Genomic DNA, 14869 nt, shown 5'->3' on the forward strand with positions numbered 1-14869 from the left:
GACACCCGGCCAGCCTAGAGCCAGGCACCGACAACCACCGCCGTCACGGCGTATCCACGCCCGATCGGCCCCCTGCCGTAGGGTCCGGCACGGCCGTGCGTCAAACTGGTTTGTGATTGATCGCACTGTTTTACCGTCCGGCATGATGGGGACCACGGTTCCCTGAACAGGCCGACAAGGAGAGAACTCGTGGACGACGTTCTGCGGCGCGCCCCGCTTTTCGCGGCGCTCGATGACGAGCAGGCCGCGGAGCTCCGCGCCTCGATGAGTGAGGTGACCCTCGCGCGCGGAGACGCGCTGTTCCATGAGGGCGACCAGGGTGACCGCCTGTACGTGGTCACCGAAGGCAAGGTGAAGCTCCACCGCACCTCGCCCGACGGGCGCGAGAACATGCTGGCCGTGCTCGGCCCCGGCGAGCTGATCGGGGAGCTGTCGCTCTTCGACCCGGGCCCGCGTACGGCGACCGCCTCCGCGCTGACCGAGGTCAAGCTCCTCGGGCTCGGCCACGGCGACCTCCAGCCCTGGCTGAACGTCCGGCCCGAGGTGGCCACCGCCCTGCTGCGGGCGGTCGCCCGACGGCTGCGCAAGACCAACGACCAGATGTCCGACCTGGTCTTCTCCGACGTGCCGGGGCGCGTCGCCCGCGCCCTCCTGGACCTGTCGCGCCGCTTCGGCGTCCAGTCCGAGGAAGGCATCCACGTGGTGCACGACCTCACGCAGGAGGAGCTGGCCCAGCTGGTCGGCGCCTCCCGCGAGACGGTCAACAAGGCGCTCGCGGACTTCGCGGGCCGCGGCTGGCTGCGCCTGGAGGCCCGTGCGGTCATCCTGCTGGACGTGGAGCGGCTGGCGAAGCGTTCGCGCTGACCCGCGCCCCCGTACGCGGCCGATGTGACCGGCGCCGAGGGCCCGCCGGCCGGAGCACGTCCCAGGACGCCCGCCGGCGCGGGCCCTCCGCCGCGTACGGAACCGGCCCGCCCATCCTCCCGCGTACGGAATCGGCCGGCCCTCCGCCGCGTACGGATACACGGCACGCTCGGGATCAGCCGTGGATCAGCCGTGGCTCACCCCTGGATCAGCCCGTGCTCGGTCAGATACTCCAGCTGCGCCCGCACCGACAGCTCGGCGGCCGGCCACAGGGAGCGGTCCACGTCGGCGTACACCTTCGCCACCACCTCCGACGGCGTACGGTGCCCCGCCTCCACCGCCGTCTCCACCTGGGCGAGCCGGTGCGCGCGGTGGGCCAGGTAGAACTCCACCGCTCCGGGCGCGTCCTCCAGCACCGGGCCGTGGCCCGGCAGCACGGTGTGGACGCCGTCGTCGACCGTGAGCGACCGCAGCCGCCTGAGCGAGTCCAGGTAGTCGCCGAGCCGCCCGTCCGGATGCGCGACCATCGTCGTACCGCGGCCGAGGATCGTGTCGCCCGTCAGCACCGCCCGGTCGGCGGGCAGGTGGAACGAGAGCGAGTCCGCGGTGTGCCCCGGCGTCGGCACGACCCGCAGTTCGAGCCCGCCGGTGGTGATCACGTCGCCCGCCGCCAGGCCCTCGTCGCCCAGCCGCAGCGCCGGGTCCAGGGCCCGTACCTTCGTCCCCGTCAGTTCCGCGAACCTGCCCGCGCCCTCCGCGTGGTCGGGGTGCCCGTGGGTGAGCAGCGTGAGGCCCACGCGCCGCCCGGACCGCTCCACCGCCTCGGTCACGGCCCGCAGGTGCACCTCGTCGAGCGGCCCGGGGTCGATGACGACGGCCAGGTCGGAGTCGGGCTCGGCCACGATCCAGGTGTTCGTCCCGTCGAGCGTCATCGCGGACGGGTTGGGCGCGAGGACGTTGACCGTGCGGGCGGTCGCGGGGCCGGAGGCCACGGTTCCGCGCGGCTGTCCGGGCAGGGCGGCTGCGTCGCTCACGCTCCCCCGCCTCCCGGGCCCGCCACGGGCACGTGCTTGGTGAACTCGTCGTGCCCCGGCCAGCTCAGCACCAGCTCTCCACCCTCCAGGCGGGCCTGCGCGAGCACCGGGGCCATGTCCTGCCCGTCGGCCGCCTCAAGCGCCTCCGCGGCCGTCCTGTGCGGCGCGAGGGCCCGCAGCGTGGTCACGGTGGGCGGCATCATCAGCAGCTCGCCCCGGTCGTAGCGGCGGGCCGCCTCGGCGGGGGCGATCCACACCGTACGGTCGGCCTCGGTCGAGACGTCCCGGGTGCGCTGCCCCTCGGGGAGCGCGGCGACGAAGAACCAGGTGTCGTACCGGCGCGCTTCGAATTCCGGGGTGATCCAGCGCGCCCAGGCGGCCAGCAGGTCCGAGCGCAGCACCAGCCCGCGCCGGTCCAGGAACTCCGCGAAGGACAGGTCCCGGGCGACCAGCGCCTCACGGTCGGCCTCCCAGTCCTGACCGGTCGTGTCGCCGACCACGGTCCCGGCGGCCGGCCCGGCGAGGAGGACGCCCGCCTCCTCGAACGTCTCGCGCACCGCCGCGCAGACGATGGCCTGCGCCTCGGTGACCGTCGCCACGCCGAGCCGGGCGGCCCAGTGCTCCAAGGGGGGCCCGGCCCACCCGATCAGCCGGTCGTCGTCGCGCGGATCGACTCCGCCACCCGGATAGGCGTACGCGCCTCCGGCGAAGGCCATCGACGTCCGGCGGCGAAGCATGTGCACGAGGGGGCCGGAACCACGCGTCCGGTCGTTCCCGTCGAGCCCGCCGGCCTCCGGCCGGCTCGCCCCGGCCCCGCCCGGGTCACGGAGCAGCATCACGGTGGCGGCGCGCCTGGGCGGCACGGCTGTCAGCTCACCGGCGGCGAGGGCCCGGATCCGGTCGGGCCATTCCGGGGGGTACCACTGACCTTGGGACATGGCCGGAGGCTATCCGGAACCGCCCCGATGTTCGAGAGGTCCCTGAGCATCGCGGTCCGCGGTCCGCCCGCACGCGGGCGATCCGGGCCGCCGTGCGCGTCCCTGGCACGCACGGCGTTCCCCGGTGTGCGCACCCCACCGGGCCGGACGCTCGCGATCCCGCCCGGTCGGCGGACCGGGCGGGATCGCGAGGAGGAACGCGAAAGGGGGCCTCAGGCGTCGGCGAGCTCCACCTGGACCTCTACCTCGACCGGGGCGTCCAGGGGCAGCACGGCGACGCCCACGGCGCTGCGCGCGTGCACGCCCTTGTCGCCGAGGACCGCGCCCAGCAGCTCGCTGGCACCGTTGATCACGGCGGGCTGTCCGGTGAAGTCGGTGGCCGAGGCGACGAAGCCCACGACCTTCACGACGCCCTTGATCCGGTCCAGGTCGCCGGCGACCGACTTCACGGCGGCCAGCGCGTTGAGCGCGCAGGTCTTCGCGAGCTCCTTGGCCTCGTCCGGCGTGACCTCGGCGCCGACCTTGCCGGTGACGGCGAGCTTGCCGTCCACCATCGGCAGCTGCCCCGAGGTGTACACGTACACTCCGGACCGCACGGCCGGCTGGTACGAGGCCAGCGGCGGCACGACGGCGGGCAGGGTCAGACCGAGCTCGGCGAGCCGCGCCTCTACGGCGCCCGCCACTACGCCTTCTCCCGCTTCAGGTAGGCCACGAGCTGCTCGGGGTTGTTCGGGCCGGGAACGACCTGGACCAGCTCCCAGCCGTCCTCGCCCCAGGTGTCCAGAATCTGCTTGGTCGCGTGCACGAGAAGGGGCACGGTCGCGTATTCCCACTTGGTCATGGGCCCGACTGTAACGCCTGGCACCCACGGTCCCGTGCGTAGGCCGGGGCCGGACTGGTTAGGCTCGAATACGTGAGCAGGTTCCAGGTCGTCAGCGGCAAGGGCGGTACCGGTAAGACCACGGTCGCCGCCGCCCTCGCGCTCGCCCTCGCGGCCGAGGGCGGGCGCACCCTCCTCGTCGAGGTCGAGGGCAGGCAGGGCATCGCCCAGCTCTTCGGTTCCGACGCGCTTCCCTACGAGGAGCGCAAGATCGCCGTCGCGCCGGGCGGCGGCGAGGTGTACGCGCTGGCGATCGACGCCGAACGCGCCCTCCTCGACTACCTCCAGATGTTCTACAAGCTCGGCAGCGCCGGCCGGGCCCTGAAGAAGCTCGGCGCGATCGACTTCGCCACCACGATCGCGCCCGGCGTCCGGGACGTCCTGCTGACCGGCAAGGCGTGCGAAGCCGTACGCCGCAAGGACAAGCAGGGCCGGTTCGTCTACGACCACGTGATCATGGACGCCCCGCCGACCGGCCGGATCACCCGCTTCCTCAACGTCAACGACGAGGTCGCCGGGCTGGCCCGGATCGGCCCCATACACAACCAGGCCCAGGCCGTGATGCGGGTCCTGAAGTCCCCGCAGACCGCGGTGCACCTGGTGACCCTCCTGGAGGAGATGCCGGTCCAGGAGACCGCGGACGGCATCGCCGAACTGCGCGCCGCCGAACTGCCCGTGGGCCGCGTCTTCGTGAACATGGTCCGCCCGCACCTGCTGGACGAGGACGCCCTGCGCACCGCCGCGGGCGGCCGCCGCAAGGAGATCGCCAAGACGCTGACCCGGGCCGGGGTGACCGGTTCCGCCGCCCTCGTACGTCCCCTGGTCGAGCAGGCGGCCCAGCACGCCGAGCGGGTCGGCCTGGAGCGGGAGCAGCGCGCGGTGCTGGCCGGCCTCGGCCTGCCGACGGCGGAGCTGCCGTTGATCGGCGACGGGGTGGACCTCGCCGCGCTGCACGACCTGGCCACGGAGCTCCGCAAGCAGGGCGCGGGCGAAGAGGGGGACGCATGACGGCGGACACAGCCGGTACGGACGCGGGCGAGGCGGGGGCGGCCGGGGCGGGGCTGGACACGGACGCGCTGCTGGACGACCCGGGCATCCGGATCATCGTGTGCTGCGGTTCCGGCGGTGTCGGCAAGACGACGACCGCCGCCGCTCTCGGCGTACGGGCCGCCGAGCGCGGCCGCAAGGTCGTCGTCCTCACCATCGACCCGGCCCGCCGGCTCGCCCAGTCCATGGGCATCGACCGGCTGGACAACGTGCCCCGGCGGGTCGCCGGCATCGGCGGCGAGGGCGAACTGCACGCCATGATGCTGGACATGAAGCGGACCTTCGACGAGACCGTCGAGGCGCACGCGGACGCCGAACGGGCCCGGGCGATCCTGGAGAACCCCTTCTACCAGTCCCTGTCGGCCGGGTTCGCCGGTACGCAGGAGTACATGGCGATGGAGAAGCTCGGGCAGCTGCGGGCGCGCGACGCCTGGGACCTGATCATCGTCGACACCCCTCCCTCGCGTTCCGCGCTGGACTTCCTGGACGCGCCGAAGCGGCTCGGGTCCTTCCTGGACGGGAAGTTCATCCGGCTGCTGATGGCGCCCGCGAAGGTGGGCGGCCGGGCCGGGATGAAGTTCCTCAATGTCGGTATGTCGATGATGAGCGGAACGCTGGGCAAGCTGCTCGGAGGGCAGTTCCTGCGGGACGTCCAGACGTTCGTCGCCGCGATGGACACCATGTTCGGCGGCTTCCGCAGCCGCGCGGACGCCACGTACAAGCTGCTCCAGGCTCCCGGCACGGCCTTTCTCGTGGTGGCGACGCCGGAGCGGGACGCGCTGCGGGAAGCCGCCTACTTCGTGGAGCGGCTGGCCGCCGAGAAGATGCCGCTGGCCGGTCTGGTCCTCAACCGGGTGCATGACAGCGAGGCTTCGCGGCTCTCCGCCGAGCAGGCTCTGACCGCCGCGGAAAATCTTGATGACGCCCGCATTGTGGATCAGGCGGCCGGGAAAGCTGGCCTTGGTGACCGGGAAGCCCCCGAACCCGAGGTCACCGCTTCCGGAACGACCGAGCCGCCCCTCTCCCCCGAGGCCGGGCAGGCGTCCGGCCCCGAGCCCGCAGCCGAGCACCAGGACCCGACCGAGAACGAGCCGACCCGCGAGAACACCACGACGCCCCGGACCGCCCCCGCCGAGGCGACGAGCCCTGCCGGGACGTCCCGTACCGCCGATGCGACCGGCTCGGCCGGTGCGAGCGCCGAGGAGCTCGACGGGGACATCGGCATCATCGGCGTCGAAGAACTGACAGCCGGCCTGCTGCGTCTGCACGCCGAGCGCATGCAGGTCGTCGCCCGCGAGCACCGCACCCGCGACCGCTTCACCGCGCTGCACCCCGAGGTGCCGGTGACGGCCGTGGCGGCACTGCCCGGCGACGTGCACGACCTGAACGGCCTCCGCGCCATCGGCGAGCGCCTTGCGGACGGTGGCGCCCCGGCTGCCGCCGGAGCGGTGTAGCGCCCTCCGGCGCGGTACGGACGCCTTCCGGAGCGGCGGGCCGGGCGGGCGTGGGGGGTGACTGCCGTCCCTGACCGTGCGACAGGACCCTGGCCCTGCCTCTGTGGCACCCGTGCCTATCCCGCGGCGGCGTACGTCTCGTGCAGCTCCGCGTCCTCCAGCCCGATGACTCCGGGCAGAATGCCGGTGGACCGCTCGTATTCGCTGCGCGCGGTCTCCAGCAGTCGGCGCCAGGACGTGACGGTCGGCCGGCGGCGCAGCAGTGCGCGGCGCTCCCGCTCCGTCATTCCGCCCCACACGCCGAATTCGACGCGGTTGTCGAGCGCGTCCGCCAGGCACTCGGTCCGCACCGGACACCCGGTGCACACCGCCTTGGCTCTGTTCTGCGCTGCCCCTTGTACGAACAGTTCATCCGGATCGGTAGTGCGGCAGGCTGCCTGCGCACTCCAGTCGGTTACCCAGCCCATGCCGGCGCCGTCCTCTCCCGAATCGAGGCTCCCCCACGGCGGTAGCGGCATATTCACCGCTGCCAGTTGAGGACGTTACGGAAGGTAGGAACAGCACAACACCCCCTTCGGGCCCAATCTTGAATGGTCCGAACGGACTATGCGTATGCGGCAGATCACCCAGGGGAGTGACCCGACGACATGCGCGACTATCTCTACGAAAAGGGGACAGTGCACTCAAGTCACAAAGGACTTCTCGCGACATACAGGGCGATTTCGGGAGCGCCTTGATGGGTGCGTGAAGGGCGGTGCGGTTGCTCATCGGCCGGACGAAGAATGACCAGAAGACGCGCATGGACGTGCACGGGACTTGATACGGAACCGGACTGCTGTGACAGTTGAGAGCAGCTTAGGCCAATGCCTGGCCCTCTGTCCGGCGAATGAGCACGAAGGTGCCCCGCGTGAGAACGCGAGCGCCTCGCGTCCGCGTGCCCGCGCCGCGGTGCGCCGGCACGCTTGCGCGGACGTCCGCAGACACCCGTCCGGCGGACCGCCGACCCACCCGTTTGTCACGGTCCGGTACGCGAACGCTCCGAGAGACCCCTGCTCCTGCGATACGTTCATCACTACGGATTAGGCTGCCCCCTATGCCAAAGAAGCGCTCGGGCGGGGGTCTCACCACGACCCAGCAGGCCGCCAAGTTCCTCGGTGTCGCCGCGCTCTCCGGAGCTGTCCTGGCAGGCATCGCGCTGCCCGCAGCCGGAGCTCTGGGGCTCGCCGCCAAGGGGACGGTCGAAGGGTTCGACGAGATCCCCTCCAACCTCAAGACTCCACCGCTCAGCCAGCGGACCACGATCCAGGACCGCGAGGGCGGCACCATCGCCACGGTGTACTCCCGTGACCGCACCGTCGTCCCGCTCAAGGACATCTCGCCGTACATGCAGGACGCGATCATCGCGATCGAGGACTCCCGCTTCTACGAGCACGGGGCCGTCGACCTCAAGGGCATCCTCCGCGCGATGAACCGCAACGTGCAGGCGGGCGGGGCCGCGCAGGGCGCGTCGACCCTCACCCAGCAGTACGTGAAGAACGTCTTCGTCGAGGAGGCGGGTGACGACCCGGAGAAGGTCGCCCAGGCCACGCAGCAGACGCTCGGCCGGAAGATCCGCGAATTGAAGTACGCGATCCAGGTCGAGGAGGAGCTCGGCAAGAAGAAGATCCTGGAGAACTACCTCAACATCACGTTCTTCGGGCAGCAGGCGTACGGCGTCGAGGCCGCGTCGCAGCGCTACTTCTCCAAGCACGCCAAGGACCTCAAGCTGGAGGAGGCCGCGATGCTCGCCGGCCTCGTCCAGTCGCCGAGCCGCTACGACCCGGTCAACGACATCGAGGAAGCGACCAAGCGCCGCAACGTCGTGCTGGCGCGGATGGCCGCGGTCAAGAACATCTCGCAGGCCGAGGCCGACAAGGCCATGGAGACGCCCGTCAAGCTGAAGGTGTCCCGGCCGAAGAACGGCTGCATCACCGCCGTCAGCGGCTCCGGCTTCTTCTGCGACTACGTCCGCAAGACGATCCTCACCGACCCCGCCTTCGGCAAGACCGACGAGGAGCGGGCCAAGCTCTGGAACCTCGGCGGTCTGACCATCCGGACCACACTGGACCCGCGCGCCCAGAAGGCCGCCAACGAGGCCGCCACCGCGAAGGTCAACAAGGACGACAAGTTCGCGGCCTCCGTGGTGCAGGTCCGGCCGGGCAGCGGCAAGATCCTCTCGATGGGCCAGTCCCGCCCGTACGGCCTGGACCAGAAGCAGAACGAGACCGTGCTCAACCTCGCCGTCAGCAACAAGATGGGCGGCAGCACGTACGGCTTCCAGGTCGGCTCGACGTTCAAGCCGTTCACCGCGGCGGCGGCGCTGGAGAAGGGCATCAGCCCGGCGACGTCGTACTCGACGGACTGGAAGATCACGCTGAAGGAGCAGGACTTCCGGAACTGCACCGGCTCCCCGGCCGGATACAAGGACTGGCCCCTCCAGAACGAGCTGGAGGAGGAGAAGGGCACCTGGGACATGACCAGCGCGCTCGGCAAGTCCATCAACACCTACTTCGCGCTGCTGGAGCAGAAGGTCGGCCTCTGCGAGACCGTGGAGATGGCCAAGAAGCTCGGCTACGAGCGCGGCGACGGCAAGAAGATCGTCGAGGCCCCCTCGATCACCCTCGGCGGCGAGGTGAGCACCCCGCTCTCCATGGCCGGCGCCTACGCCGCGTTCGCCAACCGGGGCACGTACTGCACGCCGATCGCCATCGAGTCCATCAAGGACGCGCAGGGCAAGAAGGTCGCCGTGCCGAAGACGTCCTGCTCCCGGGCGATGAGCGAGAAGACCGCGGACACCATCAACCAGATGCTCAAGGGCGTCGTGGCGGACGGCACCGGCGCGCGGGCCGGACTCAGTGACCGTGACAACGCGGGCAAGACCGGTACGACCAACGACCGCAAGGACGCCTGGTTCGTCGGCTACACGCCGAACCTCTCCACCGCGGTGTGGGTCGGGGACGACGTCGGCGAGAAGAGCCCGATGTTCGGCGTCACCATCGGCGGCCAGTACTACGACAAGGTCTGCGGCGGCTGCCTGCCCGGCCCGATCTGGCGTATCGCGATGACCGGAGCGCTGGACGCCTCCGAGACCCCCGGGTTCAACCCGGTCTCCGTCCCCCGGGGCGAGGACAAGAAGGACAAGGAGAAAGAGAAGGAGAAGGGCGACCGGGACCGCGGCGGTGACGAGGACCGCAAGCCCGGCGACGGCGACGGACGGTTCCCCGGCATCGAGCTTCCGGACGGCATGACCGGCGGACCGGGCGGCGGCGGTGGCGAGCGAGGCCGGGGCGGCGGCCAGAACGGTCCCTGACCCCCACGGGCACGGCTGACGTGTAGAGGCGCCGGTACCGGTACCGGCGCCTCTACTCGTACTCGTACTCGTATGGACGGAAAACGAGGGTGGGCGTCCCGGTCCTGGACCGGGACGCCCACCCTTTTCCCACTCTTCCACTCGAGCCTCAGCGGCCTCCGCAGGTCTCCGCAGGCATCCACCGGCTTACACGAGCCTCGGCTCAGCGGGGCTTCCGCGAGCCTCAGCCGGCGAGGGCCCTCTTCACCGCGCCGGCGACCCGGCCGCCCTCGGCGAGCCCGGCGACCTTCGGGTTGACGATCTTCATGACGGCGCCCATCGCGCGCGGCCCCTCGGCCCCGGCGGCCTTCGCCTCCTCGACAGCGGACGCCACGATCGCGTTCAGCTCGTCGTCGGAGAGCTGCTTGGGCAGGTAGCCGTCGAGCAGTTCGCCCTCCGCCCTCTCCCGCTCGGCCTGCTCGGTCCGGCCGCCCTGGGCGAAAGCCTCGGCCGCCTCGCGGCGCTTCTTCGCTTCCTTGGCGATCACCTTCTGCACCTCGTCGTCGGAGAGCTCGCGCGCCGACGTGCCGCTGACCTCTTCCTTGGTGATCGCGGTGAGGGTGAGCCGAAGGGTGGACGAGGTCAGCTCGTCACGCGCCTTCATGGCCGTGTGGAGGTCTTCCTTGAGCTTGGACTTGAGCGTGGTCATGCCGCGATTGTGACAGGTAGGAGGCCCGGACCGCCCGCAGGTTTTCCGCCCCCCTCCGGATGCCGGGGCATCACGCCGGCTTTCCGCGGGGGCGGAGGTCTTCCGCCGACTGCGCGGGTTTTCCGGTCGTCCGGTCCCGTCTGCGACGATGGGCACATGCGCGCACGTTACGGAGTACCCCTGAAAGTCACGGCAGTCGGCGCGGCGGTCGGCGCCGCCGGACTCGCCTACGCCGCCGGATTCGAGGCCCGCTCCTTCCGCCTCCGGCGGGTCACCGTTCCGGTACTCCGGCACGGGGCGCGCCCGTTGCGCGTGCTCCAGGTCTCCGACATCCACATGGTGAGCGGTCAGCGCAAGAAGCGCGCCTGGCTCCAGTCGCTCGCCGGACTGCACCCCGACTTCGTCGTGAACACCGGCGACAACCTCTCCGACCCGGAGGCCGTGCCGGAGGTGCTCGACGCGCTCGGCCCGCTGATGGAGTTCCCGGGGGTGTACGTCTTCGGCTCCAACGACTACTACGGTCCCAAGCTCCGCAACCCGGCGCGCTACCTCCTGGAGAAGGTCCAGGGCAAGCACGGCCTCAACGGCAACGCCCCCGCGGTCGGAGCCGTCCACAACCCGTGGGAGCCGATGCGCGACGCCTTCGACGAGGCGGGCTGGCTGAACCTGTCGAACACGCGGGGCCGGCTGGACCTCGACGGCATGGAGGTGGCGTTCACGGGCCTGGACGACCCGCACATCAAACGGGACCGCTACGCCGAGGTCCAGGGCGGCCCCACAAGCGACGCCGACCTCTCCATCGGCGTGGTCCACGCCCCGTACCTGCGCACCCTGGACGCCTTCACGGCCGACGGCTACCCGCTGATCCTGGCGGGCCACACGCACGGCGGCCAGCTGTGCATCCCGTTCTACGGGGCCCTGGTCACCAACTGCGACCTGGACACCGACCGGGTCAAGGGCCTGTCCAGCCACACGGTCGGCGACCGGCGCGCCTACCTCCACGTCTCCGCGGGCTGCGGCACCAACCGCTACACCCCGGTCCGCTTCGCCTGCCCGCCCGAGGTCACCCTGCTCACCCTGACCCCGAAGACCTGAGGACGGCGGACGCGAAGCGCGGGCGAGGGCCTTGGGGCCGGGCCCCGCGCCTTTTGCGACGCCGACCCGGCGACCTCGCCTCTCCGGTCCGGCGACCCGGATTCTCCGGCGCGACGGACGACGAATCGCGGGGGACTTCCCACCCCCTTACGGTACGAATCATGACCGCGCCCCGGATCGCCCTGCTCCCCCGCCCACGGGCGGCAGAGGCGCCGGCGCATCCCGCCGGTCCCTGTCGCGCCTGGACCACGGCCCTGCGGGTTCCGGCGTTCGGGGCAGCGGCCGCGGGCCCGGCCATCGCCCTGGCGACCGGACACGCCCCCTCGGCACTGATCCACTTCACGGTCCTGGCGAACCTCCTGATCGCGGCGGCCTTCGGGTGGTCGGCCCTCCGCGCCTGGCGAGGCGGTCCGCCGCTCCCGCCACGGCCGGCGGGCGGGGTGCTCCTGCTCGCCGCGATCACCGGGCTGATGTACCACCTGGTCCTGGGGAACTACGGCGTCTCCCCGGTGAGCGCCCCTCGGGGCGGCCCGGACACGGGGACCGGCTGGTCCACCGCCGCGAATCTGCTGCTCCACACGGTGACCCCCCTGGCCGTCGCGGCGGACTGGCTCCTGCTGACCGCACCCCGGACCCTGCGCCTGGCCCACATCCCGCTGTGGCTGTCGGCCCCGGCCGCCTACCTGGGCCTCGTCCTGGCCCGAGGAGCCCTGCTCTCCCCCGGCACCCCCGCCCGCTACCCGTACCCGTTCCTCGACGTCGACACGTACGGCTACGCCGGAGCCCTCACCCAGGCCCTCGCCCTCGGCCTCCTCTTCGCCACCCTGGGCATCCTGATCACTACCGTGGACCACCTCCGGCCGAACGCGGCGGGGTGGCTCCCGCCCCGGAGAAACCGGATTTCGCCTCCGGCCGCCGGTGGGCTAAAGTAATCGATGTCGCCGGGAGTCCGGTGGACATCGGGGTGTAGCGCAGCTTGGCAGCGCGCTTCGTTCGGGACGAAGAGGTCGTGGGTTCAAATCCCGCCACCCCGACAGCTGAAACACCAGGTCAGGGGCCTGATCCGCATCGCGGGTCAGGCCCTTCCTGCATTTCTGGTGATCGTTTGGGAGAAATCTGGGAGAAGATCTTGGTCATAGTCTCCCAGCGGGCACCTACTCTCCTCCCTTACGGTGAGGTGCATAGCAGGGATCGCCGTATGCGCGTTCGTGGCTCGGCGACCCAAGACCGGCCCGGTTGAGACCGAGCAAACCAGAGGGGCAAGTGGAGTCGAGAAGTGCAGCAGCAGCGGGAATCGACTTTCCGTACACCGCGCGTACCACCTGCTACATCGAGGTTCATGATGACGGCAGAGTCACTCATGGCAACGATCGGGCCGCCTACGAGCGCGCCGTCGCCGGAAAGTCGCGGCTGTTCGCCGTCTGGCCCGGCGAGTGGTCGAGCCACCTGTTCATGATCGACGACCTCGACGAGTACGCCAAAGCTCAGGGGATCAAGCATGACCAGAACCGGACCGGGTTGGAGGAACACGTCCACGACGTGGAGTGGACCGAGGCGACGGGCCGCAACTCCAATCCCCGGAGTCCGTACATCAGCATCCGGCTCTCGCTGACATGCGGATGCGAGATCCATGACTTGGGCACCTTCGCGAGCCAGATGCAGGAGCAGCGGGGATGGGCCATCGCGACCAGTGTTGGGTGGGGCAGCAGCAGTGGCCCCGAAGGTACGTCATACTCCCTGCGGGTGCGACGGAAGAGTCTCGGCATCTGAGCGCCTGCAGCAAGAGCAGGCGGCGCGGCGTACTTACGCGTGGTCTCCGGTATGCGCCGACCCCTCGGGTTCGTCCGCCGCGGACGGGTGGACGTACCTGCCCTCGTTAAACGGGGTGAACCACGCCTTGAACGCCATCGGTGCCACGCCGAGAGCCTCTCCAACGGCGCTCTCGTCGATGCCGTCCATGGAGTTGTCGTAGAGCCACTCGTGATCCATGTCCTCGTAAACGTTGTCAGCGAACGAGTCGAGTGCGGCCGAGACGCCCTCGTCGAGCAGCCCGAATGTTTCCAGTGTCACGTTGGTCTCAGTCAGCAATAGCTTCAGCGCGAGTTCCTCAGCAACACAGCTGAGCTGCTGGAAGCTGCCGTCTGTGAACCGGGTGGTCATGGCGATGACCGTTACCAGGAAGCGGCGAGCGAAACGAGCGTCATACTGGAGGGCGTATCGCTCGGGAAGGTCCTCGAAGTGCCACAGGGGACCGTCGCATTCAGCAGCGGTGGTGTCCTCCTGCGTCAGGGTCTGCACGTCTTGGAACAGCTCGTCCACCAAGATGTCTGTCGCGTACACCAAGGCACCAGCAGCAAGTTTGGCGTCCTCCGGCGAGACGGCGAACTCGATGGCGTCTTCTTCCTCCTCGTCGCCTTCGTCGTCCAGGACGCCGAACATCACGGGCGGGAAGGAGCGCAGGTCATCTGCCAGCGCCAGCATCTGACCGCGTACTGCTTCAGCTTTCGCCTCGGCGTCGTAGCCCTCACTGTCGTCCTCGGCCGTGGGGCTCTCGGTATGCCGCGCCTTACGGTCTGCCAGATCAGCGGGCGGGGAATCGGGACCGTCGGCAGCGGCGAGACTCTCCTGGGCGAGCTCCGGGTGCAGTTCGACCTCACATCGCTCGATCTGCCAGTCGGCCAACAGCTCGGATCTTTCCAGCAGTTCACCCACGACTGACCGGACAGCCTCCTCCGCGAACTCCAGAGCCGCCGCATCCACGAACACCTTCAGAAGCGCGCCGCCTGGATAGACGGCCACAACGGTGTCGAGAAGATCGACTTCCATGCCATCGGGCCCCTCAATCGCCTCGACGGAGGCAAAACCATCTTCGATGAGGGCCACCGCGCCAGTGCGTTGAAGTGGATCCATCTCCGGAGTGTTCTTGGGTATGAGGGCGTCCACAGTCACTACGTATGTCACGCCCCTGATCCTGGCAGCAATATGCCGTGTGATGGGGAAGAATCCACTTAAACGCCAGCAGTGCCCCGCCGCGGCGGGGCACTGCTGAGTGGCTCAGCGTACGCACAGGAGGTCGTTGAGCACGCGCACGGGGGATGAGGAACGCATCGCGCGTCGGACGTCGAGCGCCGCCTCCCATCGCTCGGTGAGACCAGCCATGAGGCGCCGACGCATGCCGGGCGTGACGTGGGCGTAGCGCGCGGAGACCGAGCTGTCGATGTGGCCCATGCGTTCGTCCATGAGGACCTTCTCAGTGCCGAGGTCCTCCATCATCGTTCGATGAGTATGGCGAAGGCCGTACGGCGTGAGGCCCTTGGCGATCGGGAGCCAGCAGGCGTCCGCCCGAGCGGCTGCCCCTCGACCTCGGGCCGGGATGCCGGGCCACGGATCGCCGAGGATCGGTACCGGGCGGGCCTCCTGCGGCGGGGACTGTAAAACGTTCGGTGTAACTCCCGATCATGGAAGATGCATCGATGACCAGCAACAACGTGACCGAGGCCGAGGTCGGCGAACCGTCTGA

14 protein-coding genes, 1 tRNA gene and 1 pseudogene are annotated in these 14869 nt (G+C 70.2%); 8 read left to right on the top strand and 8 right to left on the bottom strand.

All coding sequences use genetic code 11. From position 1 onward, the window contains the following. Nucleotides 1-189 precede the first annotated feature (189 nt). Nucleotides 190-864 carry a Crp/Fnr family transcriptional regulator gene (locus ACIQMU_RS11600; RefSeq protein WP_018958851.1) on the top strand — a complete coding sequence of 225 codons (675 nt, stop codon included), beginning with the start codon at nt 190-192 and terminating at the stop codon, nt 862-864. 197 nt (nt 865-1061) lie between these two features. Here the strand turns inward: ACIQMU_RS11600 and ACIQMU_RS11605 are convergent, their stop codons facing one another. The 4 genes from ACIQMU_RS11605 to ACIQMU_RS11620 all read right to left on the bottom strand — a co-directional run bounded on the left by ACIQMU_RS11605 (nt 1062) and on the right by ACIQMU_RS11620 (nt 3677). Continuing rightward, nucleotides 1062-1898: an MBL fold metallo-hydrolase gene (locus ACIQMU_RS11605; protein WP_352239657.1), complete on the bottom strand. Its 837-nt coding sequence runs from the start codon at nt 1896-1898 to the stop codon at nt 1062-1064. After that, on the bottom strand, nt 1895-2836 hold the full coding sequence (locus ACIQMU_RS11610; RefSeq protein WP_352239658.1) for an NUDIX hydrolase: 942 nt from the start codon (nt 2834-2836) through the stop codon (nt 1895-1897). Before ACIQMU_RS11610 ends, ACIQMU_RS11605 begins: the two co-directional genes overlap by 4 nt. Nucleotides 2837-3048: 212 nt before the next feature. Then, entirely contained in the window at nt 3049-3519 is a 471-nt protein-coding gene (locus ACIQMU_RS11615; RefSeq protein ID WP_356726429.1) for a RidA family protein, read from the bottom strand. After that, nucleotides 3519-3677: a DUF4177 domain-containing protein gene (locus tag ACIQMU_RS11620; RefSeq protein ID WP_003967454.1), complete on the bottom strand. Its 159-nt coding sequence runs from the start codon at nt 3675-3677 to the stop codon at nt 3519-3521. Before ACIQMU_RS11620 ends, ACIQMU_RS11615 begins: the two co-directional genes overlap by 1 nt. 72 nt (nt 3678-3749) lie before the next feature. Here ACIQMU_RS11620 and ACIQMU_RS11625 point away from each other — a divergent pair, with 72 nt between their 5' ends. Next, nucleotides 3750-4724, top strand: a complete 975-nt coding sequence (locus ACIQMU_RS11625; RefSeq protein WP_352239661.1) for an ArsA-related P-loop ATPase — start codon at nt 3750-3752, stop codon at nt 4722-4724. Beyond that, nucleotides 4721-6217, top strand: a complete 1497-nt coding sequence (locus ACIQMU_RS11630; RefSeq protein WP_352239662.1) for an ArsA-related P-loop ATPase — start codon at nt 4721-4723, stop codon at nt 6215-6217. Before ACIQMU_RS11625 ends, ACIQMU_RS11630 begins: the two co-directional genes overlap by 4 nt. 116 nt (nt 6218-6333) lie before the next feature. On the opposite strand, the gene ACIQMU_RS11635 is transcribed toward ACIQMU_RS11630, so the two are convergent. After that, nucleotides 6334-6684: a WhiB family transcriptional regulator gene (locus ACIQMU_RS11635; RefSeq protein WP_352239663.1), complete on the bottom strand. Its 351-nt coding sequence runs from the start codon at nt 6682-6684 to the stop codon at nt 6334-6336. 626 nt (nt 6685-7310) lie between these two features. Between ACIQMU_RS11635 and ACIQMU_RS11640 the strand changes: the two genes are divergently transcribed. Next, nucleotides 7311-9566: a transglycosylase domain-containing protein gene (locus ACIQMU_RS11640; RefSeq protein WP_352239664.1), complete on the top strand. Its 2256-nt coding sequence runs from the start codon at nt 7311-7313 to the stop codon at nt 9564-9566. Nucleotides 9567-9789: 223 nt separating this feature from the next. Here the strand turns inward: ACIQMU_RS11640 and ACIQMU_RS11645 are convergent, their stop codons facing one another. Continuing rightward, entirely contained in the window at nt 9790-10254 is a 465-nt protein-coding gene (locus ACIQMU_RS11645) for a GatB/YqeY domain-containing protein (RefSeq protein WP_352239665.1), read from the bottom strand. Between the two features lie 156 nt (nt 10255-10410). On the opposite strand from ACIQMU_RS11645, the gene ACIQMU_RS11650 reads away from it, so the two are divergent. From ACIQMU_RS11650 to ACIQMU_RS11665, 4 genes are all read left to right on the top strand, one after another. Continuing rightward, the gene (locus tag ACIQMU_RS11650) at nt 10411-11349 is read left to right on the top strand and encodes a metallophosphoesterase (protein WP_402688742.1); all 939 of its coding nucleotides are present in this window, start codon (nt 10411-10413) and stop codon (nt 11347-11349) included. Nucleotides 11350-11510: 161 nt separating this feature from the next. After that, a complete protein-coding gene (locus tag ACIQMU_RS11655) occupies nt 11511-12281 on the top strand; it encodes a Pr6Pr family membrane protein (RefSeq protein WP_402688743.1) in 771 nt (256 codons plus the stop codon). A 28-nt stretch (nt 12282-12309) separates the two neighbouring features. Continuing rightward, nucleotides 12310-12383, top strand: a tRNA-Pro gene (locus ACIQMU_RS11660). A 229-nt stretch (nt 12384-12612) separates the two neighbouring features. Continuing rightward, a complete protein-coding gene (locus tag ACIQMU_RS11665) occupies nt 12613-13119 on the top strand; it encodes a hypothetical protein (protein WP_402688744.1) in 507 nt (168 codons plus the stop codon). 33 nt (nt 13120-13152) lie between these two features. Here the strand turns inward: ACIQMU_RS11665 and ACIQMU_RS11670 are convergent, their stop codons facing one another. Together ACIQMU_RS11670 and ACIQMU_RS11675 are read right to left on the bottom strand one after the other, a co-directional pair. Beyond that, nucleotides 13153-14310, bottom strand: coding sequence for a hypothetical protein (locus tag ACIQMU_RS11670; protein WP_402688745.1), 1158 nt, complete (start codon nt 14308-14310; stop codon nt 13153-13155). Between the two features lie 93 nt (nt 14311-14403). After that, a pseudogene (locus tag ACIQMU_RS11675) lies at nt 14404-14772 on the bottom strand (LacI family transcriptional regulator); the annotation flags it as partial. Nucleotides 14773-14869 lie beyond the last annotated feature (97 nt).

Origin of the sequence: Streptomyces sp. NPDC091649 (genome assembly GCF_044756785.1) — a bacterium.
Lineage (GTDB): Bacteria > Actinomycetota > Actinomycetes > Streptomycetales > Streptomycetaceae > Streptomyces.

What these genes read in the sequence shown, in the direction of transcription:
- ACIQMU_RS11635 (WP_352239663.1), bottom strand. Translation starts at nt 6,684, where the DNA reads ATGGGCTGGGTAACCGACTGGAGTGCGCAGGCAGCCTGCCGCACTACC.
- ACIQMU_RS11645 (WP_352239665.1), bottom strand. Translation starts at nt 10,254, where the DNA reads ATGACCACGCTCAAGTCCAAGCTCAAGGAAGACCTCCACACGGCCATG.
- ACIQMU_RS11610 (WP_352239658.1), bottom strand. Translation starts at nt 2,836, where the DNA reads ATGTCCCAAGGTCAGTGGTACCCCCCGGAATGGCCCGACCGGATCCGG.
- ACIQMU_RS11620 (WP_003967454.1), bottom strand. Translation starts at nt 3,677, where the DNA reads ATGACCAAGTGGGAATACGCGACCGTGCCCCTTCTCGTGCACGCGACC.
- ACIQMU_RS11630 (WP_352239662.1), top strand. Translation starts at nt 4,721, where the DNA reads ATGACGGCGGACACAGCCGGTACGGACGCGGGCGAGGCGGGGGCGGCC.
- ACIQMU_RS11655 (WP_402688743.1), top strand. Translation starts at nt 11,511, where the DNA reads ATGACCGCGCCCCGGATCGCCCTGCTCCCCCGCCCACGGGCGGCAGAG.
- ACIQMU_RS11640 (WP_352239664.1), top strand. Translation starts at nt 7,311, where the DNA reads ATGCCAAAGAAGCGCTCGGGCGGGGGTCTCACCACGACCCAGCAGGCC.
- ACIQMU_RS11650 (WP_402688742.1), top strand. Translation starts at nt 10,411, where the DNA reads ATGCGCGCACGTTACGGAGTACCCCTGAAAGTCACGGCAGTCGGCGCG.